The organism is Euzebya sp. (genome assembly GCF_964222135.1).
Lineage (GTDB): Bacteria > Actinomycetota > Nitriliruptoria > Euzebyales > Euzebyaceae > Euzebya.
Genome location: NZ_CAXQBR010000075.1, coordinates 23,111 through 42,714 on the forward strand (window position 1 = coordinate 23,111; position 19,604 = coordinate 42,714).

Here is a 19,604-nt window from a genome sequence, read left to right on the forward strand (position 1 = left end):
CCCAGAGGTTACGGGCCGCGACGCCCCTCCCGCGGACCCCGCTGACGGGCGTAGAGTCCGGCGGGATCGGCGGTGCCGCCGCCGACGTGGTCGAGGAGGTCCCAGATGGGGTTCGTCGTGGCACTGGTCGTGGTGGCGCTCATCGTCATCCTCGTCTCCCGCAGCAGCGGTCGGGGGACGTCGTCCCACAGCACCGGCTACCGGTCCCGGCGGCGCTCGAGCGCCTCGCGGTCGCGCAGCTCCCGGTCGCGCACCTCGCGGTCGCGCAGCCGCGCGTCGGCACGGCGGAGCACCCCCCGGCGGCGCAGCGGGGGGGCCGCCAAGCGGCGCAGCGGTGTCGTCGGGCGCAAGGGACGTCGCTGAGGGTGGCCTGGCGGCGCCGCCCTGCGGCGCACGTACCATCTGCGCGCCATGGCGACCCCCCACGCAGAGCTCCACGTCCACCTCGAGGGGACGGTGCTGCCGTCCCGGCTCCTGCGGCTCGCGCGCCGCAACGGCCAGACCCTCCCGGCTGACACCGTCGAGGGGATCGCCGCCCTCTACACGTTCACCGACTTCTCCCACTTCCTCGACGTCTGGAACCTCACGACGAACTGCCTCCGGACCGCTGAGGACTTCCGCGAGATCACGCTCGACTACGCGGCCCAGGCCGCCGGGCACGGCGCGAGGTACGTGGAGGCGATCTTCAGCCCGGCGGAGCGGGTGATCCGCGGCGTCCCGTTCGAGGACCTGTTCGAGGGGTACTGCACCGGCGCCGCCGAGGCACTCGATGCGCACGGCGTGGCGGTCAGGCTCACCCCGGACCTGTTCTGGACCGCCGACCCCGACCTCGCCGAGGAGACCGCCCGGTGGGCGGTCCGCTACGCCGACCGGGGGATCGTGGGGCTGGGCATCGGCGGGGACGAGGCGCGCGCCGACCCCTCGGCGTACGCCCGGGCGTTCGCGATCGCGCGCGAGGGCGGCCTGGCCGTGGTGCCCCACGCCGGCGAGGTGACGGGCCCGGCGCTCGTCCGCGAGGTGGTCGAGGTGCTCCACCCGCGGCGGATCCGCCACGGGATCGGCGCCGCCGGCGACCCCGCGCTCGTCGGGGAGTTGCGAGCCCGCGGCATCGGCCTCGACATCTGCCCGACGTCGAACGTCCGCACCGGCGCGGTCGGGGACGTCGACGCGGTCCCGCTGGCTGTGCTGGCCGACGCCGGCGTCGCCGTCAGCATCGGCACCGACGACCCGGCGATGTTCGGCACCGACCTCGGGCGGGAGCACGCCATCGCCGCCGCGCACGGCATCACCCCGGAGCGGCTGTGGGCGGACGCCCTGCGGACGTGCGCGGCCGAGCCGGCGTTGGTCGCCGAGATGGTCGGCTGGTAGAACCCGCCGGAGCCGTCCGACCTCCCACCCCACCGGCCTTCGCTCAGCCGGTGCAGGAGCCCCAATGCGCCTCGGCCTGAACATCGGCTACTCCGGATCCGCGATCGGCGACGTGATGCCGCTGGTCGCCCACGCCGACGCGGTCGGCATCGACTCGGTGTGGACCGCGGAGGCGTACGGCTCCGACGCCGCGACCGTGCTCGGCTACCTCGCCGGCCGGACCGAGCGGATCAAGCTGGGCTCGGCGATCTTCCAGATGCCGGCCCGGACCCCCGCGAACACCGCCATGACCGCCATGACCCTCGACGCGCTGAGCGGCGGGCGGATGCTCCTCGGCCTGGGCCTGTCGGGCCCGCAGGTGGTGGAGGGGTGGCACGGGGTGCCCTACGGCAAGCCGCTCACGCGCACCCGGGAGTACGTCGAGATCGTCCGCATGGCGATCGCCCGCGAGCAGCCGGTCGAGTTCCACGGCGAGGAGTACGACGTCCCCTACAGCGGTGCCGACGCGACCGGGCTCGGGAAGGCGCTCAAGTCGATCCTGCACCCGGTCCGTCCGCACATCCCGATCTACCTGGCGGCCATCGGGCCGAAGAACGTCCAGCTGACCGCCGAGATCGCCGACGGCTGGCTGCCGATCTTCTACTCCCCCGAGCGCGAGGACATCTTCAACGCCGACCTCGACGAGGGCCTCGCGGCCGCGGGCCGCGACGGCAGCGACTTCGACATCGCCCCGACGGTGTCCGTCGTGACCGGCGACGACCTGGACGCCTGCCGGGACGCGCTCAGGCCGATGTTCGCGCTGTACATCGGGGGCATGGGCGCGAAGGGCCGGAACTTCTACTTCAACCTCGCGTGCCGCTACGGCTTCGAGGAGGCGGCGACCCGCATCCAGGACCTCTACCTCGACGGCAAGAAGGGCGAGGCGACGGCGCTGGTGCCGGACGCACTGGTCGACGAGTGCGCCCTCGTGGGGCCGATGGACCGGATCCTCGACCGCCTCGAGGCGTGGAAGGCGTCGCGGGTCGGCACGATGATCCTGGGCACCTACCAGGCGGAGGTGCTCGAACCGCTGGTGGCCGCGCTGTAGCGCCCGGGTCAGGTCGTGCCCGCGCCGGCGCGGGCCAGCACGTGGACGATGTAGCCGCGGAGCGCCGCCGGCACCTGCCAGTCGTCGGACTCCGCGTCCAGCAGGGCCTTCGCGTCGGCCGGGTCGTTGGCGGTGAACCAGCGGCCGATCGTCACCCCGTGCGCGGGACGTGACAGCACCTCCACGGCATCGCCCGGCGCGACCGGGCCTCCGGCCAGCACCCGCAGGTACGTCCCGGTCCGGCCGACGTCGGCGAAGCGCTTGACCCAGCCGGGGCGGTCCCCCATGTGGTGCTGGAAGGGGGCGCACGGCACGCGTGGCTCGGAGACCTCCACGAGGACGTCCGCGCCGATGCGCCACCGCTCCCCGATCACCGCGCCGACCAGGTCGACGCCGCGGGTGCGGAGGTTCTCCCCGAAGCGGCCGGGCCAGATGTCCTCGCCGAGCTCGGCCGCCCACCAGGCGGCGTCCTCGTCGGCGTAGGCGTACACGGCCTTGTCGATGCCGCCGGGGTGCTCGACGTCGCGGACCTCGTCCCCCTCGACCCCGGTCGGGGTGACCACGACGGCGTCGACCCCGCCCTTGTCGATGCCGGACAGGTGGCGGCTCGACGCGGTGCGGGGTTGCAGCGCACGGGTGCGGCAGACCGCGACGATGGCGGGGTGATCCGTCGGGTGGCGGTCCACGGCTCAGCTCCTGACGCGGGTGGCGGAGTCCACGAGGTGGAGGATCTGGTTGGTCAGGTCGCCGGCGCCCAGCGCGTCCCCGGCGGCCAGGCCCACCCGCAGGGCCTCCCGGATCGCCCCCAGGATCATCGGCCCGGCGATCGAGGGGTCGAGCTCGGTGTCCACCTTCCCGAGGTCCTGCCCGCGGGCCAGCATCGCGGCCACGATCGCGGCCTGGCGGGCCTGGCGGTCGACCATGACCGCCGCGACCTCGGGTTCGCGGGCCAGGCCGCCGAGGGCCACGCGGGCCATCGGCTCGGCGTAGTGGAACGCGACCATCAGCTCGATGCGCCGGCGTTCCCGGGCCCGCCAGTCGTCGGCCTCGATCTCGGCCATCAGCACCGCGTTGTCCTGGCGGTCGAAGAAGTCCTCCACGACGGCGGCCGCGAGCGCGCCCTTGTTCTGGAAGTAGCGGTACGTCAGGCCGATGGAGGTGCCGGCGCGGCGGGCCACGGCCGCGACCTCGAGCTGCCCCTCGGACTCGACCAGCTCCGCCGCCGCGGCCTTGAGCAGCTTCGCCCTCGTCTGGGCGCCCTTCCCCGTGACCTGCGGTTCTGCCATCGGGTGAACGTAGTTCAGAGCGCGGGATCCCGCCACTCCCGGACGCGCGCCTGGGCGCGCCGTGGCATCACCCGTGGTGGGAGCCCGACCGCTCCTCGGCGCGGTCGAGCGAGATGCCCTCCGCCGTCGCGGCCAGGTGGTCCACCACGGCCTCGATCAGCCGGCCGTCGCGGGTCTCGAACCCCTCCCAGCGCCGGCGCTCGCCACCGCCCGTCAGCTCGAAGCCGACCAGGGCGTGGGGGGCCTCGCCGCCGCGGACGAGGAACCAGGAGGCGGTGAGCGCATACGGGTCCTCGGGCACCCGCACCCAGGAGATGCCGCGGAGCGACGGCCCGCCGTCGCAGCCGTACGCGATCACCTCGACGCCGGCGGCGAGGAGGCTGCGGTACACGTCGCGCTGGACGTCGAGTCGGTGCCCGTGCTGGACGCCGACGTACAGCGGGACGTCGGCGCTGACCATGGAGGTCTGCTCGATCTCGCGGCTGACGCGCAGCATCTCGCCGGTGGTGAACAGGAACCGGGTGCCCTCGACGGCGGACGTCGACACCAGCTCGCAGGCGCGCGCGAGCAGGTCGGCGACCCCGTGTGGATCCGCCGGATCGGTCCCTGGTCGTCGGCGCCAATCCATGCCGCGACTGTTCCCGGGCGCCCGGGGGGCAAACGCCGCCCCTCCGCCCGCCATGGTCACCAGGACAACTATCGTGTGCACCCCGTCCGAGGAGGAGCCATGCAACGCCCGCGCAGCACCGACGTCACCGAGGGGCCGACCAAGGCCCCCGCCCGGGCCATGCTGCGGGCGGTCGGCATGTCCGAGGAGGACTTCACCAAGCCGCAGGTCGGGGTGGGGTCGTCCTGGAACGAGGTCACGCCCTGCAACCTGCCGTTGAAGCGCCTGGCCGAGGCGTCGAAGGACGGGGTGCGCGCCGGCGGGGGGTTCCCGATCGAGTTCACGACGATCGCGGTCTCCGACGGGATCTCGATGGGGACCGAGGGCATGCGGGCGTCGCTGGTGAGCCGCGAGGTGATCTGCGACTCCGTCGAGACGGTCATGCACGCCGAGCGCCTGGACGGCATGGTCCTGTTCGCGGGGTGCGACAAGTCGATCCCCGCGATGGCGATGGCGGCGGCGCGCATGGACCTCGCCGCCGTGGTCCTCTACGGCGGCACGATCATGCCGGGGACGCTCGACGGCCGGGACATCGACATCAAGGACGTGTTCGAGGCCGTGGGCGCCCACGCCGCGGGGACGATCGACGACGACCACTTGCACGCGGTGGAGGCGAACGCCTGCCCCGGTGAGGGGTCCTGCGGCGGGATGTACACCGCGAACACCATGGCGAGCGCGCTCGAGGCGATGGGCCTGTCGCTGCCCGGCTCGGCGTCACCCCCGGCGATCGACCCGCGGCGGGCCGACCTCGCCGTCCGGTCGGGACGGGCCGTCACGGGGTTGCTCGACCGGGGGATCACCGCCCGCCAGATCATCACGCGCGCGTCGATCGAGAACGCGATCGCGGTGGTGATGGCCGTCGGCGGGTCGACGAACGCCGTCCTGCACCTGCTGGCCATCGCCCACGAAGCCGGTGTGGCGCTCGACCTCGAGGACTTCGACCGCATCGGCCGGCGGGTGCCGCACGTCGTCGACTCCCGCCCCCACGGGCGGTTCCTCATGCGCGACATCGACGAGGTCGGCGGGATCCCGACGGTGATGCGCATGCTGCTGGAGCGCGACCTGATCGACGGGTCGTGCCTGACCGTCACCGGCCGGACGGTCCAGGAGAACCTGTCGGACCTGGGTGACGTCCCCGACCCGGACGGCGACGTCATCCGCGACCTGGACGACCCGATCAACGCCGACGGCGGGCTGGCGATCCTGCGTGGGTCGCTCGCGCCCGACGGCGCCGTCGTCAAGGTCGCGGGAGTGGACGAGATGGTGTTCGAGGGGACCGCCCGGGTGTTCGACGGCGAGCAGGACGCGATGGCGTTCGTGCTCGGCGGCGGGTTGCAGCCCGGCGACTTCATCGTGATCCGCTACGAGGGCCCGAAGGGCGGGCCGGGCATGCGGGAGATGCTCGGCGTCACCGCCGCCGTGAAGGGCGTCGGCAGGGGCGGCGACGTCGGACTGGTCACCGACGGACGGTTCTCCGGCGCCACCCACGGGCTGTCGGTCGGGCACTGCGCCCCCGAGGCGGTCGACGGCGGGCCGATCGGGCTCGTCGCCGACGGTGACCGCATCCTGCTCGACATCGCGGCACGTCGGCTCGACCTGCTGGTCGACGACGCGGAGCTCGACCGCCGTCGCGCGGCGGTCCGCCACCCCGAGCCGCGCTACACCGCCGGTGTGCTGGCGAAGTACGCCAGGCTCGTGAGCGGCGCCGAGCGGGGCGCGGTCACCGGCTGACCCCGGGCCCGCCCGGTTGCGTGGCTCGGCCGGTGCGCCGATAGGCTCCTGGCCCGCTGCGGGTCAGTCCCGCGCCCGTCCCGTCCCCGAGCCCAGGGAGCCCGACCGTGTCCTCCGCCGCGCCCGCCCGCGCCCGCCGCACCTGCCTGGCCGTCCCCGGCTCGAGCCCGAAGATGCTCGCGAAGGCGCCGGGCATGGCCGTCGACCAGGTGTTCCTCGACCTCGAGGACTCCGTCGCCGCCGGGGAGAAGGCCCAGGCGAGGACCAACGTCGTCAGCGCCCTCGAGGAGCAGGACTTCGGCGAGAAGACGGTCGTCGTGCGCGTGAACGCCGTCGACACCCACTTCTGCCACCGCGATGTGATCGAGGTCGTCGGCGCGGCCGGCCAGCACATCGACTGCGTGATGATCCCGAAGGTGCAGGACCCCGGCCAGATCGAGTTCGTCGACCACCTGCTGCGGATGGTGGAGGCCGAGATCGGGCTCGAGCACCGCATCGGCCTCGAGGCCCAGATCGAGGACGCCGCCGGGCTCACGAACATCGACGACATCGCCTTCGCCTCGGACCGGGTCGAGACGCTGATCCTCGGCCCGGGCGACATGGCCGCGGCGCTGGGGATGCCGGGCACCACCCTCGGGGAGCGGTCGGCCAGCTACCCCGGCGACCTGTGGCACCACGTGCTGATGCGGATCCTGATCGCCGCCCGGAACGCCGGCGTGCAGGCGATCGACGGGCCGTATGCGAAGATCAAGGACGCCGACGGGCTGCGCGAGGTGGCGGGGATGGCCCGGGCGCTCGGGTTCGACGGCAAGTGGGTGCTCCACCCCGCCCAGGTCGACGTCGTCAACGCGGTCTTCAGCCCGACCCAGGAGGAGTTCGAGCACGCGAGCGACCTGCTCGCCGCCTACCGCCGGGCGACGGAGGAGGACGCCACCGGTGCGGTGATGTTCGGCGACGTGATGATCGACGAGGCGTCGCGGAAGATGGCCGAGCGGATCCTGCAGCGCGGCGAGGCGGCGGGCATGACCGCCCGCCCGGAGTCACAGCGGAGCTGACGCGCGCGGCAGGTCAGCCGCCGGGGACGACGGCGCGGTAGATGTCCGGGACGGTGTTCTGATCGGCCCCGACCAGCGCCGTCGAGGAGTCGAACACCACCTCGCCGCCGGCGCCGACCGACGTGCCCGTGGTCGGGCACAGGTTGCCGGGCGTGTCGCCGTGCAGGCGGAGGGGTTCGGCGGTCTCCACGTCGAGGAGGTACACCCCGCAGCCCTGGTCGCCGCTGCCAGGAGGTGACTCGGTCGAGACGAGCGCGATCAGCGAGCCGTCGGCCGAGATCGACGGGGCGAGCTGCTCGCCGGCGCCCACGACGATCGGCGCGGTGCGCCCGGCACCCCGTTCGCGGAGGACGACCTGCTGGCCGGCGCCGGGGCCGAGGTTGGTGGCGGTCGTGGTGAAGATCACCCGGTCGCCGTCGGCGGTGATCCCGAGGTGGGATGCGAGCGCCGCCCCTCCTCCGGTCGCCTCGGCGCCGTCGGCAGTGACGTTCACCCGCTCGATCGCCTGGGCGGCGACGTCGTAGGCGTAGACGTCGGGGCGGGCGTTGGTGTCACCGGCCACCAGCTCCGCCCGTTCGCTCGAGAACGCGAGCGTCGACCCGTCCGCGGAGATCACCACGTCGCCGGGGTCGGCGTTCGCGAACGGCGCGCCGGTGTGGTCCCGCACGACGTCGGTGGTGCCGTTGAACTGGCGGTGGATGAAGATGTGGCGGCTCGGGTTCGCCCCGTCCGCAGCCGCACCGGTCCCCGTGAAGGTGTACGTGCGCCCGTCGGCGCTGGCGGCGCCGAAGACCGCGTCGGCGACCGGCTCACCGGCCCCGTCGACGGACAGGAGCCGCACGTCACCCGACGTCAGGTCGCGGACGTAGACGTTCGTGCCGGTCGATGACCCGACCGCTCCGCCGGTGTCCAGCCCGGGGTCGGGCGCCGCGAACACCACCGAGTAGCGGCCCTCGCCGATGACCTGGGGTGCGGTGTCGCCCGACGGGATGATCCCCCCGCCGGCGGTGCCGTCGGGCCGTGCGTCGACCAGGTGGACCTCCCCGGCCTCGTCGAGGGCGTACACGTGCACCCCGCTGGTGCCGGCACCGGTCGGGTCGCCGTCGGAGAGGAACGCGACGACCAGGCCGTCGTCGCTCGCGTCGGCATAGCGCCCCCCGACCGCGGTGCCGTCCGGTCCGGCGGAGATCAGCTCGACCGCTCCGCCGCCCCCCACCGCGTAGGTGGCCGTCTCGGTCTGGGTGGCGCCGCCGTCGAGGGGGAAGGTCACGACCAGGTCGCAGGTCGGACCGCCGGCGGTGATCGTGACCTGCCCGTCACCGAGCGAGCCGCCGTCGCCGACGCAGGACCCGGAGACCGACGCCGTCGACGGCGCCCCGCTGACCGCCACCGCGCTGCCGGTGGCGACCGTCGCACCGGTCGGCGGGTCGAAGGTGACGTCTGCGAGCGGCGGCAGGTCCAGCGCCTGGCGACCCTCCGCGCAGGCGGCGAAGGGCGTGACGCACGTCACCCGCACGCCCCCGCCCACCTGGGCGAACCCGCCGCCCGCCAGCCAGGCCTCGGTCGGACCGGGCACGGACTCGCCGGTGGTCAACACGATCGGGGCGTCGAAGTGGGCCGCGTGGGCGGCCGCGGCGAACCCGCCCGCCCACGCGTCCGCGCCCTGGCCCTCCACCAGGGTGACCCGGGCGACGTCGGCGGCCGACTCCGCGCCGGTCTCCTTCGCGATCTCCACGCCGGTGGTGAACCGGTCGGGACCGGCGATCCGGTCGACGGTGCCGGCCAACGCGGCCACCTCGCCCGCGACCGCGTCGGACACCGGTGCGGTGCCGCCGAGGATGAGGACCCGGTCGAAGGCCTGCTCGGCCAGGAAGTCGCGGGTCGGGCCGCTCAGCACGTCGGTCTGGGTCAGCAGGATGGGCCACCCGTTCTCCGCGGCCATGTAGCCCGCCGCGAGGGAGTCGGCGAAGGCCTGCGTCGGGTCCGTCGCCCCCGGCGCCTCGAAGGCGCGGACGAGGATCGCCGTGTCCGACGGACCCGCGTCGCGGGCGATCGCCACCGCGGTCTCGAAGCGCGAGTCCCCGGCGCGGCGGTCGACGGCGTAGCCCGCGGCGGCCAGCTCGTCGGCGACCGGGGCCTGCACCGCGCTCTCGCCGCCGAGGAGGGTGACCCGGCTAGCGCCGGTCCCCTCCAGCGCGGCCATGACCTCGGCGGGAACCGGCCCCGCCGGCGGGACGAGCAGCAGGGGGCTCTCGTCCTGCAGGACGCCGGCCGCCATCGAGTCGACGAAGACGTCGTCACGGCCGATGAGCACGCGGTCGGGCGTGAGCGGGGTCTCGGTCAGGAGGTCCACGGCGATCTGGGCGTTGGAGGGATCGGTCCCCTCCTTGACGATCGACAGGGTGTCGCTGGTCTCGGTCACGCCGTCAGCCGCCACCGGCAGGGCCGCCACGCCCACCAGCACGGCCACGACGCCCGCAATCGTGACGCGTCGCATGGTCCGACCCTAGACCACGCAGCCGGCGCCGTGAACGCCTACAGTGCGCGGCGAGGCGATGGACACCGGACGGACCCCCCACCTGACCGCCCGACTGCAGGGCATCGGCACGACGATCTTCACCGAGGTGTCGGCGCTGGCGCTCCGCAGCGGCGCGGTCAACCTCGGCCAGGGCTTCCCCGACTTCGACCCGCCCGCGGACCTGGCCGACGCCGCCCGGCGGGCCATCGCCGACGGCCACAACCAGTACGCACCCGGTCCGGGCATCCCGACCCTCCGCGCCGCCGTGGCCGGCCACGCCACCCGCCACTTCGGGCTCAGCTACGACCCCGACCACGAGGTCACCGTCACCACCGGCGCGACCGAGGCGATGTTCGCCACGATCCAGGCGCTGGTCGACGTCGGGGACGAGGTCGTGCTCTTCGAGCCGGCCTACGACGTGTACCCGGCCGCGGTGGCCATGGCGGGCGGGCGGGCCCGCGGGGTGCCCCTCGGACCGGACGCCGACGGCGTGTGGCGCTTCGACCCCGAGGCGCTGCGGCGGGCGGTGGGCCCCCGGACCCGCGCGATCGTGCTCAACAGCCCCCACAACCCCTGCGGGAAGGTCTACGACCGCGACGAGCTCGAGGTGATCGCCGACGTCGCGACCGCCGCGGACGTGGTCGTCATCACCGACGAGGTGTACGAGCACCTGGTCTACGGCGACGCCGTCCACGTCCCGATCGCGTCCCTGCCGGGGATGCACCAGCGGACCGTGCGGATCTCCTCGGCCGGCAAGACGTTCAGCGTGACCGGGTGGAAGGTGGGGTGGGTCTGCGCGCCCGCGCCGCTCACCCAGGCGATCCGGGCCGCCAAGCAGTGGGTGACCTTCACCTCCGGCACCCCCTTCCAGCACGCGGTGGCCGACGCGCTGACGTGGGGCGAGACCTACACCGCGCCGCTCGCCACGAGCTTCGCCGCGCGGGCGGCACGGCTGTCGGGCGCGCTCGCGGATCTGGGGTTCGCGGTGCACCGGACCGACGGGACGTACTTCGTGACCGTCGACGTGCGGCCGCTCGGCTTCGCCGACGACGTCGACTTCTGCGCCCGCCTGCCGCTCGAGGTGGGGGTGGCCGCCATCCCCGTGTCGGTGTTCTTCGACGACCCGGCCGACGGCCGGGGGTACGTCCGCTTCGCCTTCTGCAAGACCGACGAACTGCTGGACGTCGGCATCGCGCGGCTGCAGGACCGGTTGCACGGGATGTCACGCTCGCTGCCCCCCGGGAGGACCTGACCCATGCGCATCGCCGCTCTGCAGTCCGAGCTGGTCTGGGAGGACCACGAGACCAACCGCCGCCGGTTCGCGGAGAAGCTGTGGGCCGCCGCCGGCGCCGGCGCCGGACTGGTGCTGCTGCCCGAGATGTTCCCGACCGGCTTCTCGATGGATGCCGAGCGGATCGCCGAGCCAGCCGACGGCGACACCGTCCGCTGGATGGTGGACCAGGCGTCGACGCACGGGCTGGTGCTGGCCGGGTCGATGGCGACGTCGTCGGCGGGACCGCTGCCCACGAACCGGCTCGTGGTCGCGGGGCCCGACGGGGTGCTCGGGTCCTACGACAAGATCCACCCGTTCAGCTACTCCGGCGAGGACCGACACTACGGGCGCGGCGCCGACTTCCTGACCGTCGACGTCGGCGGCCTCCGCACGACCTGCTTCGTCTGCTACGACCTGCGGTTCGCCGACGAGTTCTGGGCGACCGCGGCCGACACCGACCTGTACGTGGTGGTCGCCAACTGGCCGCGGGCCCGCCGCGAGCACTGGCAGGTGCTGCTGCGGGCCCGCGCGATCGAGAACCAGGCCTACGTGGCCGCCGTCAACCGGGTGGGCACCGACGGCAACGACCTCGACTACGCCGGCGACTCGATGATCATCGATCCGTCGGGCAACCTGCTGGCGACGGCGAGCGAGGGGGAGGCGATGCTCCTCGCCGACGTCGACCCCGAGGAGGTCGAGCGGGTCCGCAAGCGGTTCCCGTTCATGGCCGACCGCCGCTGAGGTGCGGGGGCCGGCAGCAGCTCGTCCAGCCGGTCCATGCGCGTGACCGCCGTGTTGAGCATCGTCATCAGCTTCCGGCCCTGCTCGACGACGTCGCCGCTGAACAGGGGGCGCAGCTCCGGCGCGATCTCGAACAGCCGCTCGTAGAAGTGCGTGGCGGCCAGGGGCGTGACGGGGACGACCTGGGCCCACGAGGTCTGCACCAACCGGACGTGATCGGCATGCATCTCACCCTCCCGCACGTGCGGTGCGCAGGATCCAGGGCGCGCGTGGCGCAGCGTACTGCACCCCTGGTCCACCCGTCCCTCAGCTGCCGGCCGAGGGTGCCGGGGCGCGCAACGCGTCCGCGACGGCGTTCAGGTGCGCTCGATGCCCATGGCCTTGCGGATCGACGCGTCGATGCCCGCCGCGTCGAGGCCGAGCTCGGCGAGGATCCGGTCGGGCTTCGCGTGGGGGATGTAGGCGTCGGGGACGCCGAGACGGAGGACGGGCGGGGCCTCCATGACCCCGGTCCGCTCGACCAGGCGGTCGGCGATGTACGCACCGGCGCCGCCGTTGACCACGCCGTTCTCCACGGTCACGACGACGCGGTGGCCGGCGAGGTCGTCGATCATGGTCGCGTCCACCGGTCGGATGACCCTGGGGTCCCACACCGCCGCCTCGATGCCGTCGGCGGCCAGCAGCTCCGCGGCCTGGAGGCAGGCCTCCACGCGGTCGCCGACCGCGACGATGGCCAGGTCCGACCCCTCCCGCAGGCGGTTGGCGGCCAGGCCCGACCCCGGGTGCTCGCGCTGGATCGCCGCGGTCTTCGGGAACCGCAGCGACACCGGTCCCTCGAGGCCGACGGCGGTGTCGAGCATCGTGACCAGCTCCTGCTCCGAGGACGGCGCGAAGACCGTCATCGCCGGGATCCGCAGGCACAGGCTCATGTCGAGGACGCCGTGGTGGCTGGGCCCGTCGTCGCCGGTGATCCCGGCGCGGTCGAAGCAGAAGATCACGTGCTCGTCGTGCAGCCCGACGTCGAGGTTGGTCTGGTCGAACGCCCGGCTGAAGAACGTCGAGTAGACCGCCACGAGCGGCAGCTTCCCGCCGCGCGCCAGACCTGCCGCCGAGGTGACCATGTGCTGCTCGGCGATCCCCACGTCGATGACGCGCTCGGGGTAGCGGGCCATCACGGGCAGGAGGCCCGTCGAGCCGGGCATCGCCGCGGTCATCGCGATCAGCTCGGGGTGGCGGGCGGCCAGCTCGAGGGCGGCGTCGGCGAAGGCCTGGGTCCAGCTGCGCCCCTTGGACTTGAGCCCCTGCCCGGTCACGACGTCGAAGGCGGAGGTGTCGTGCAGCTTCTTCTCGCGGTCGGTCTCCGCCGGGGTGTACCCCTTGCCCTTCTGGGTGAGGGCGTGCACCAGCACCGGACCGTCCTGCGCCGCCGCGATGCCGAGGGCGCGCTCGAGGTCGGCGTGGTCGTGACCGTCCACGGGGCCGAGGTAGCGGATCCCCAGCGCCTCGACGAAGCCCTGCAGCGCGGGGTCGTCGCTGACCACGGCCTTGACGGCGGTCAGGCCGGCGTCGGCCAGGCGCGAGGCGTACGGGAACCGGTCGATCAGCGGGTCGACGGTGCGTCGGGCACGCCGGTACTGGCTCGAGAACCGGACCTTGCTGACCTCGTTCGCCAGCCGGGAGACCGTCTTGTCGTAGGACCGCCCGTTGTCGTTCAGCACGATCACGACGGGGACCTGGAGGTGGCCGATCGTGTTCAGCGCCTCGTAGGCCATCCCGCCGGTCAGCGCGCCGTCGCCGATGACCGCCACGACCCGTCCGGCGCCGTTCCGCCCGCGCCGGGCGTTGGCCAGACCGAACGCCCAGGACAGCGACGTGGACGCGTGGCTGTTCTCGATGACGTCGTGCTCGGACTCGGTGCGGCTGGGGTAGCCCGACAGCCCACCCGCCTGGCGCAGCTGGTCGAAGTGGTCCCGACGGCCGGTCACGATCTTGTGGACGTAGGCCTGGTGCCCGGTGTCCCACAGGATCGTGTCGCGGGGGGACTCGAAGACGCGGTGGAGGGCGAGGGTCAGCTCGACCGCGCCCAGGTTGGAGCCGAGGTGCCCGCCGGTCTTCGCCACCGCGGCCACGATGAACTCGCGGATCTCGTCGGCCAGAGCGGGCAGCTCGTCGGCGTCGAGGGCCTTGAGGTCGGCTGGTCCGTTGATGCGGTCGAGCACCATCGAGGTGGGTCCTGTCGTCGGGGGCGCCGCGGTCGTCGTCCGATGCTAGATCGATCAGAGGCTGGGCGCGTTCGTGGACGTTCTGCCCGCTGGGCGGCGCCGCTACGCGCCGGAGGCGTCGGCGAGGAGCTGGCGGATGATCACGCGCAGCGCGAGCACCTCGTCGGCGCCCTCGAAGATGCTGAGGACGCGGGCGTCCACGAAGTACCGGCTGACCGCGTACTCCTCGGCGTAGCCGTAGCCGCCGTGGATCTGCATGGCCTCCCGGGTGAGCCACTCCGCGGCGAGGCAGCTGAAGGACTTGACCATCGCCGCCTCCACCTGCCCCGCGCCGGCCCCGAGCAACTGGGCGGACCGGTAGCTGAAGGCGCGGCTGGCGGCGATGACGGCTGCCATCCGACCGAGCTTGGTGCGCGTCAGCCCGTAGTCCCCGAGGGGGACGTCGAAGACGTGGCGCTCGCGGGCGTAGGTGACCGCCGCCTCGAAGGCGGCCTGCATGACGCCGGTCGCCCGCGCCGCGGTCTGCAGGCGGCCGTTCGCGAAGGCGGTCATCTGCAGGTAGAAGCCCCTGCCGAGGGCGTCCTCCCCGCCGACGAGGCTGGAGGCCGGGATCCGGTAGTCGTCGAAGCTGATCTCGAAGCTGTGCATCCCCCGGTAGCCGATCGTGGGGATGGCCTTCGCCTCCATGCGGCCGCCGAGCTCGGAGGTGTGGGACCACTCGTGGCCGCCGAAGGACGGCTTCTCCACGACGAACATGCTGAGGCCCTTGTGCTTCAGGCTCCGGTCGGGGTCGGTGCGGGCCAGCACCAGCAGGAGGTTGGCCTTGCCGCCGAACGTGCACCAGGTCTTCACGCCGTTGAGCACGAACTCGTCGCCGTCCCGCGTCGCGGAGGTCTTGATCCCGGCGACGTCGGAGCCGAAGTCCGGCTCGGTGACGGCCACGCCGCACATGAGCTCGCCCGATGCGATCCGCGGCAGCCACTCCGCCTTCTGCTCCTCGGTCCCCCCGGCGGCGATGGCCTTCGAGATGATCTCCGGCCGGGTGATCAGCGATCCCGCGACGCCGAGGGAGCCGCGGGACAGCTCCTCGGTCACCACGACCATGGACATGAAGTCGTCCTCGGACTCCCCCTCCGCGAAGCCGCCGTGCGCCTCGGGGATCGACAGCCCGAAGCAGCCCATCTCCCCGAGCTCGGCGATGATCTCGTCGGGGATGTCGGCGTCCTGGCGGTGGACCTCCTCGGCGACGGGGCGCACGCGGGACTCGGCGAAGTCCTTGAACGTGCCCCGGACCAGCTCCATCTCCTCCGACAGGTGGCGGGGCAGATCGGGGTTGGCCAGCACCGCCTCGCCCAGGGACTCGAGCAGCTCGGTGGACCGCGCCTCCGCCAGCGCCTCGGCGACGTCGTCTGAGCGCCACGCGGCGTCGGCGGCCAGCCCCCAGTCGCCCTCGCGCCCCACCATCCGCGCAGCCAGGTCGGCGGCGACCTCGCCGGCGAAGGCGAGGGTGAGGCGGGCCTCCAGATCGCCTCGCTCGCCGTAGGCCAGCACCTCCTCCGCAGCCGCGACGCGCGACGCGGCGCTCGCGAGGTCGTAGGCCAGCTGCTGCTCGCGGTCGACCACGTCGAGGTCGATCCGACCGTCGGTCACGGCGTCCGCGGCCAGGCGGGCGAGGGCGCCGTCGACGACCTCGCGGGCGGCGGCGACGATGGTGCGGGCAGCGTCGGTTGGCATCTGGACCTCGGTTCTCGGCACGGGGCGACCGGACCTCCGGTCCGGCGGGCGCCCGCATTGTTACCCGCCAGTAGCACTGGACCCAACATCGGCCCGGTGTCCGCTGGCACGCTGTGGCCATGGAGGACCACGTGGACATCACCGCCGCCTTCACCGCCGAGGCGGAGGCGGTGGAGGCGACGATCGCGACGATCACCGACGGGGACTGGGACCGGCCGGCGCTCGGCGAGTGGTCCGTGGCCGAGCTGGTCGCGCACCTGGTGCGCGCCGCGGACCGGATCGCGGCCTACGCCGACGAGGAGGTGGAGGGGGAGGGCCCGGTGTGCGACCGCGTGTCGTACTTCGACTTCGACCACGCCGCGGCGGCCCCGGGTGTGGCCGACCGCTCACGGCAGGACGCCCGGCGCGTCGGCTCGGACGGGCTGCCCGCCGCGTTCGCGGAGGCCTGGCGGTCGACGGCCGACCTCCTCGCCGCCGCGGACCCCGCCCGGTCGATCCAGACCTTCCGCGGTCCGATGGCGCTCGAGGAGTACGCCGCCACCAGGGTCCTCGAGCTGGTGGTCCACCACCTCGACCTGTGCCGTGCCCTCGGCCGACGCCCGGCCACGACACCGGCCGCGCTGTCGGTCACCGAGGGGATCCTCGTCGGGCTCCTCGACGGCGACCCGCCGGAGACCCTCGACACCGCCTCGTTCGTCCTGGCGGCGACGGGACGGGAGGCGCACCCCGACCCGCGCCTGCCGGTCATCGCCTGAGGGACGGCGATTCGGCGCGCCATCCGGGCAGTGCGTAGCCTCCGGCCCGATCCCGCACGAGCCAAGGAGGCCACGCATGCAGTTCGGTCGGTACCTCGAGGAGTTCCAGGTCGGTGACGTGTACAAGCACTGGCCCGGCAAGACGATCACCCAGGCCGAGGACATCCTCTTCTGCGCCATCACCCAGAACCAGCACCCGCTGCACTCCGACGACAACTACGCGGCGGCGGCCACGCCGCACGGCAAGGCGATGGTCGTGGGCAACCTCGTGTACTCCATCGTGCTCGGCCAGAGCGTCCCGGACGTCTCGGGTCGCGCGATCGCGAACCTCGAGATCGAGTCGCTGAAGCACGCCAACCCCACCTTCCACGGCGACACGATCTACTCGGAGACCGAGGTGCTCGAGGTCCGCGAGTCGAAGTCGAAGCCGGACCGCGGCATCGTGAAGGTCCGCACGATCGGCTACACCCAGGACGGGACGATCGTCTGCGAGTTCACCCGCAAGGTGCTGATCCCGAAGCGCGGCGACGGGCCCGAGACGTTCCCGGGGCGGCCGGAGCCGAAGGTCGACGAGGGGTAGCACGCTCCCCGGGGGACGGATCCCCTGGGAACAGCACGGAGGGCCGCCGGCGGGATGGCGGCCCTCCGTGGTGAGGGAGTGGACGTCAGCCGGGGGACTGGCTGCGCCCGTTGGTGGGGGCTGGTGCTACTTCTTCAGCTCGCCCGCGGCGTTCTCGAGGTGGGCGCGGACGAACCACTGGAACATCTCGAGCTGCTCGGTCTGCTCGACCATCATGTCGTGGGTGACGAGGTCGAGCTCCTCGAACTCGCGCATCACCTCGCGGTGGTCGGCGATCAGGCCGTTGTAGACCTCGTCGAGCTTCTTGAGGTGGGAGTCGACGCTGGCGCGCTTCAGGTCGTACTCGTCCCAGTCACGGGTCGTGGCGACGTAGCCGGGCGTGCCGACCGGCTCGCCGCCGAGCGTCGCGATGCGCTCTGCGGTGGCGTCGGTCATCTCGCGGACGGCCTCGACGTGCGGGTCCAGCATCTCGTGGACGCCGATGAAGTTCGGGCCGACGACGTTCCAGTGGATGTGCTTCAGGGTCAGCTGGAGGTCGATCAGGGCGACCAGGCGCTCCTGCAGCTGGGTGCGGACCTTCTCGGCGGCGCTGTCGTCCAGGCCGGGTACGGACCAGGCGGTCATATCCGTTCAGCTCCTCGGGCATGTCGGGGGCGGGAGGGTTGCCCCAGTCCTTGCCCCGCAGGTCCGCCCGGAAACCCGACGCGCCCGGTCAGCCGGCGAGGGACGAGGCGACCGCGTCGGCGACGGCGTGCTCGCCGCCCACCACCAGCAGCTGGCCGGCGTTCCCGCGCAGCCACTGCTCGCTGGCCGGCGCACCGCCGGGGGTGCGGCCGTCGACGAGCACGAGCGGCGATCCGGAGGCGGCTGCCGCCGGCCCCGCGGCGAGGGCGTCGGGGTAGTCGAGGCCGGTCGCGACCCACACCTCGGCCGCGTCGAGGCCGCGGTCGACCGCCGCGTCGGCGATCGCCACGCTGGTCTCGTACCGGGTGGCGCCAGCCAGCCGGGTGGCCGTGCCACCGGCGAGGGCGGCGGCCTCCTCGGCGACGTGCGCGCTGATCGCGGCGGTCCCGCCGACCACGGTGACCCCGTCCGGCCGATGGGTGGTCAGGAAGTCCGCCACCGGGTCGGGCAGCCGGTCGGACTCCACCAGCAGCACGGGCGTGACGGCGTTCGCCGCCAGCGCGCTCGCGGAGAGCGCATCCGGCCACGCGCGGTCGCCGGCATCGGCGTCGCCGAGGGCGAGGATCACGTCGTCGTAGGGCGAGGCCGACCCGTAGGTCAGGATGTCCTCGGCCACCGCGACGCTGAGCGCGTACCGGTCCTGCCCGGTCAGACGGCCGATGTTCCGCACGCCGGCGTCGCGCAGGTCGTCCTCGACCGATCCGGGCAGGTCCGACGGCGAGCCGACGAGGTAGGCGTTGCGCGCCCCGAGCCGACGGATCTCGTCGCTGACGTCGTCATCGAGCCCGGTGCTGCCGGTGAGCAGGACGGGAGCGTCGAGGAACCCGGCGAGGGGGGCGGAGACCAGGGCCTCGACGTAGCTGCCGGCGGGGACCACCACCACGGTCGAGGCGGCGCTGCGTGCAGCCCGGGACATCGCGACGGCCGTCGCGACGCGGGTGTCGCCCGCCAGCCGGGTGAACCCGATCGGCCCGCGGTCACCCGGCGCGTCGTCGTCATCTCCGTCGTCATCGCCGGCGTCGCCCTGGTCGTCGTCGTCCTGGTCGTCGCCCCCGGTCGGGGCGGGCATCGGCGACGGGGCCTCGGGGAAGTCGCCGCGGGCCTCGGCGGCCTCGAACGACGGGTAGGGGTTGATCCGGATGTCGGCGTCGGTGTCCTCGACGATCTCGAAGTGGAGGTGCGACCCGCTCGACTCGGCGTTGCCGGAGTCTCCGACCCATCCGAGGAGGTCGCCGCGCTCGACCCGCGCGCCCTCCTCGATCCCGGGGGCGAAGGCGTTCTCCATGCCGCCCATCCCGTCATCGGTGCCCGGGGTGTCGTCGTTCATGTGGATGTAGAAGTAGCTGAGGCCGTCGTCCCCGCAGAGCCGGAAGTACCAGCCCGCCGACGCGTGCTCCTGGGTCTTCAGGTAGCAGATCGTGCCGCCGACGACCGCGTGCGCGGGGGTCATCTTGTCCGCCATGACGTCGATCGCGCGGTGCGTCCGTCCGCCGGACCGCCCGTCGTAGTAGCTGTCGTACAGGGGTCGTTGGTACTGCCCCTCGGGGAGCGGGAACGTCAGGTCGACGACGCGGGTGTCCCCCTCGTAGGCGTATGACGACGAGTCCCCGTCCCCGTGCGGGGCGTGCGGGTGGCCGTGGTCGTCGAGCGGTGCCTCGCCGTGGTCGGGGATGCCGTCCGTGGCGACCACCGGCGAGGTGGCCAGGACCGTCGACGACACGAGGGCCATCGACAGGACGAGCAGCACGGGCAGGGTTCGGCGCAGGGGGAAGCGGCGGCGCATGGGATCCATCTGGGTCGGGAGTGTCCGTCATCCAGATCGGCGGGCAACTGGTCACCTTGACAGGTCGGAGGCCGTAACGGCTGCCGCCGCTGCCGCGAGGCCCCCCAGATGACCAGCGGC

Annotated in this window: 18 protein-coding genes; 8 read left to right on the forward strand and 10 right to left on the reverse strand. The window is 73.3% G+C overall.

Going from position 1 to position 19,604, the window contains the following annotated elements:
• Nucleotides 1–8 precede the first annotated feature (8 nt).
• Entirely contained in the window at nt 9–143 is a 135-nt protein-coding gene (locus tag ACEQ2X_RS16550) for a hypothetical protein (protein WP_370326938.1), read from the reverse strand.
• A gap of 54 nt (nt 144–197) precedes the next feature.
• Nucleotides 198–323, reverse strand: a complete 126-nt coding sequence (locus ACEQ2X_RS16555; RefSeq protein WP_372530571.1) for a hypothetical protein — start codon at nt 321–323, stop codon at nt 198–200.
• An 88-nt stretch (nt 324–411) separates the two neighbouring features.
• Here ACEQ2X_RS16555 and add point away from each other — a divergent pair, with 88 nt between their 5' ends.
• Together add and ACEQ2X_RS16565 are read left to right on the forward strand one after the other, a co-directional pair.
• Nucleotides 412–1,368: an adenosine deaminase gene (gene add, locus ACEQ2X_RS16560; protein WP_370326940.1), complete on the forward strand. Its 957-nt coding sequence runs from the start codon at nt 412–414 to the stop codon at nt 1,366–1,368.
• A gap of 64 nt (nt 1,369–1,432) precedes the next feature.
• Entirely contained in the window at nt 1,433–2,455 is a 1,023-nt protein-coding gene (locus ACEQ2X_RS16565; RefSeq protein WP_370326941.1) for an LLM class F420-dependent oxidoreductase, read from the forward strand.
• Nucleotides 2,456–2,463: 8 nt separating this feature from the next.
• Here the strand turns inward: ACEQ2X_RS16565 and ACEQ2X_RS16570 are convergent, their stop codons facing one another.
• The 3 genes from ACEQ2X_RS16570 to ACEQ2X_RS16580 form a co-directional block, all read right to left on the reverse strand.
• Nucleotides 2,464–3,141, reverse strand: coding sequence for an MOSC domain-containing protein (locus ACEQ2X_RS16570; protein ID WP_370326942.1), 678 nt, complete (start codon nt 3,139–3,141; stop codon nt 2,464–2,466).
• Nucleotides 3,142–3,144: 3 nt separating this feature from the next.
• Nucleotides 3,145–3,741 carry a TetR/AcrR family transcriptional regulator gene (locus tag ACEQ2X_RS16575; RefSeq protein WP_370326943.1) on the reverse strand — a complete coding sequence of 199 codons (597 nt, stop codon included), beginning with the start codon at nt 3,739–3,741 and terminating at the stop codon, nt 3,145–3,147.
• Nucleotides 3,742–3,808: 67 nt separating this feature from the next.
• The gene (locus ACEQ2X_RS16580) at nt 3,809–4,369 is read right to left on the reverse strand and encodes a hypothetical protein (RefSeq protein ID WP_370326944.1); all 561 of its coding nucleotides are present in this window, start codon (nt 4,367–4,369) and stop codon (nt 3,809–3,811) included.
• A gap of 99 nt (nt 4,370–4,468) precedes the next feature.
• Between ACEQ2X_RS16580 and ilvD the strand changes: the two genes are divergently transcribed.
• Both ilvD and ACEQ2X_RS16590 read left to right on the forward strand, forming a co-directional pair.
• The gene (gene ilvD / locus ACEQ2X_RS16585; protein WP_370326945.1) at nt 4,469–6,139 is read left to right on the forward strand and encodes a dihydroxy-acid dehydratase; all 1,671 of its coding nucleotides are present in this window, start codon (nt 4,469–4,471) and stop codon (nt 6,137–6,139) included.
• A gap of 173 nt (nt 6,140–6,312) precedes the next feature.
• Nucleotides 6,313–7,194 carry a CoA ester lyase gene (locus ACEQ2X_RS16590; RefSeq protein ID WP_370327020.1) on the forward strand — a complete coding sequence of 294 codons (882 nt, stop codon included), beginning with the start codon at nt 6,313–6,315 and terminating at the stop codon, nt 7,192–7,194.
• Nucleotides 7,195–7,207: 13 nt separating this feature from the next.
• Here the strand turns inward: ACEQ2X_RS16590 and ACEQ2X_RS16595 are convergent, their stop codons facing one another.
• Nucleotides 7,208–9,691 (reverse strand): cell wall-binding repeat-containing protein, encoded by a 2,484-nt coding sequence (locus ACEQ2X_RS16595; RefSeq protein WP_370326946.1) that lies wholly within the window; start codon nt 9,689–9,691, stop codon nt 7,208–7,210.
• Nucleotides 9,692–9,749: 58 nt separating this feature from the next.
• On the opposite strand from ACEQ2X_RS16595, the gene ACEQ2X_RS16600 reads away from it, so the two are divergent.
• Both ACEQ2X_RS16600 and ACEQ2X_RS16605 read left to right on the forward strand, forming a co-directional pair.
• The gene (locus tag ACEQ2X_RS16600; RefSeq protein ID WP_370326947.1) at nt 9,750–10,964 is read left to right on the forward strand and encodes an aminotransferase class I/II-fold pyridoxal phosphate-dependent enzyme; all 1,215 of its coding nucleotides are present in this window, start codon (nt 9,750–9,752) and stop codon (nt 10,962–10,964) included.
• Between the two features lie 3 nt (nt 10,965–10,967).
• A complete protein-coding gene (locus ACEQ2X_RS16605) occupies nt 10,968–11,726 on the forward strand; it encodes a nitrilase-related carbon-nitrogen hydrolase (protein ID WP_370326948.1) in 759 nt (252 codons plus the stop codon).
• Nucleotides 11,727–12,082: 356 nt separating this feature from the next.
• Here ACEQ2X_RS16605 and dxs read toward each other — a convergent pair whose 3' ends face one another.
• Together dxs and ACEQ2X_RS16615 are read right to left on the reverse strand one after the other, a co-directional pair.
• Nucleotides 12,083–13,948: a 1-deoxy-D-xylulose-5-phosphate synthase gene (dxs, locus tag ACEQ2X_RS16610; RefSeq protein WP_370326949.1), complete on the reverse strand. Its 1,866-nt coding sequence runs from the start codon at nt 13,946–13,948 to the stop codon at nt 12,083–12,085.
• A 102-nt stretch (nt 13,949–14,050) separates the two neighbouring features.
• Entirely contained in the window at nt 14,051–15,682 is a 1,632-nt protein-coding gene (locus ACEQ2X_RS16615) for an acyl-CoA dehydrogenase family protein (protein WP_370326950.1), read from the reverse strand.
• Nucleotides 15,683–15,801: 119 nt separating this feature from the next.
• Between ACEQ2X_RS16615 and ACEQ2X_RS16620 the strand changes: the two genes are divergently transcribed.
• Nucleotides 15,802–16,437 carry a maleylpyruvate isomerase family mycothiol-dependent enzyme gene (locus ACEQ2X_RS16620; RefSeq protein WP_370326951.1) on the forward strand — a complete coding sequence of 212 codons (636 nt, stop codon included), beginning with the start codon at nt 15,802–15,804 and terminating at the stop codon, nt 16,435–16,437.
• Nucleotides 16,438–16,513: 76 nt separating this feature from the next.
• Nucleotides 16,514–17,017 carry a MaoC family dehydratase gene (locus ACEQ2X_RS16625; protein ID WP_370326952.1) on the forward strand — a complete coding sequence of 168 codons (504 nt, stop codon included), beginning with the start codon at nt 16,514–16,516 and terminating at the stop codon, nt 17,015–17,017.
• A 126-nt stretch (nt 17,018–17,143) separates the two neighbouring features.
• Here the strand turns inward: ACEQ2X_RS16625 and ACEQ2X_RS16630 are convergent, their stop codons facing one another.
• Both ACEQ2X_RS16630 and ACEQ2X_RS16635 read right to left on the reverse strand, forming a co-directional pair.
• The gene (locus ACEQ2X_RS16630; protein WP_370326953.1) at nt 17,144–17,641 is read right to left on the reverse strand and encodes a Dps family protein; all 498 of its coding nucleotides are present in this window, start codon (nt 17,639–17,641) and stop codon (nt 17,144–17,146) included.
• An 88-nt stretch (nt 17,642–17,729) separates the two neighbouring features.
• The gene (locus ACEQ2X_RS16635) at nt 17,730–19,493 is read right to left on the reverse strand and encodes a cell wall-binding repeat-containing protein (protein ID WP_370326954.1); all 1,764 of its coding nucleotides are present in this window, start codon (nt 19,491–19,493) and stop codon (nt 17,730–17,732) included.
• Between the last annotated feature and the right edge of the window lie 111 nt (nt 19,494–19,604).

Excerpts from the sequence above, each read along its gene's own strand:
- ACEQ2X_RS16580 (WP_370326944.1), bottom strand. The coding sequence starts at position 4,369 with ATGGATTGGCGCCGACGACCAGGGACCGATCCGGCGGATCCACACGGG.
- ACEQ2X_RS16635 (WP_370326954.1), bottom strand. The coding sequence starts at position 19,493 with ATGGATCCCATGCGCCGCCGCTTCCCCCTGCGCCGAACCCTGCCCGTG.
- ACEQ2X_RS16630 (WP_370326953.1), bottom strand. The coding sequence starts at position 17,641 with ATGACCGCCTGGTCCGTACCCGGCCTGGACGACAGCGCCGCCGAGAAG.
- ACEQ2X_RS16615 (WP_370326950.1), bottom strand. The coding sequence starts at position 15,682 with ATGCCAACCGACGCTGCCCGCACCATCGTCGCCGCCGCCCGCGAGGTC.
- ACEQ2X_RS16605 (WP_370326948.1), top strand. The coding sequence starts at position 10,968 with ATGCGCATCGCCGCTCTGCAGTCCGAGCTGGTCTGGGAGGACCACGAG.
- add (WP_370326940.1), top strand. The coding sequence starts at position 412 with ATGGCGACCCCCCACGCAGAGCTCCACGTCCACCTCGAGGGGACGGTG.
- ilvD (WP_370326945.1), top strand. The coding sequence starts at position 4,469 with ATGCAACGCCCGCGCAGCACCGACGTCACCGAGGGGCCGACCAAGGCC.
- ACEQ2X_RS16620 (WP_370326951.1), top strand. The coding sequence starts at position 15,802 with ATGGAGGACCACGTGGACATCACCGCCGCCTTCACCGCCGAGGCGGAG.
- ACEQ2X_RS16590 (WP_370327020.1), top strand. The coding sequence starts at position 6,313 with ATGCTCGCGAAGGCGCCGGGCATGGCCGTCGACCAGGTGTTCCTCGAC.
- ACEQ2X_RS16600 (WP_370326947.1), top strand. The coding sequence starts at position 9,750 with ATGGACACCGGACGGACCCCCCACCTGACCGCCCGACTGCAGGGCATC.
- ACEQ2X_RS16565 (WP_370326941.1), top strand. The coding sequence starts at position 1,433 with ATGCGCCTCGGCCTGAACATCGGCTACTCCGGATCCGCGATCGGCGAC.
- dxs (WP_370326949.1), bottom strand. The coding sequence starts at position 13,948 with ATGGTGCTCGACCGCATCAACGGACCAGCCGACCTCAAGGCCCTCGAC.
- ACEQ2X_RS16550 (WP_370326938.1), bottom strand. The coding sequence starts at position 143 with ATGAGCGCCACCACGACCAGTGCCACGACGAACCCCATCTGGGACCTC.
- ACEQ2X_RS16625 (WP_370326952.1), top strand. The coding sequence starts at position 16,514 with ATGCAGTTCGGTCGGTACCTCGAGGAGTTCCAGGTCGGTGACGTGTAC.
- ACEQ2X_RS16595 (WP_370326946.1), bottom strand. The coding sequence starts at position 9,691 with ATGCGACGCGTCACGATTGCGGGCGTCGTGGCCGTGCTGGTGGGCGTG.
- ACEQ2X_RS16575 (WP_370326943.1), bottom strand. The coding sequence starts at position 3,741 with ATGGCAGAACCGCAGGTCACGGGGAAGGGCGCCCAGACGAGGGCGAAG.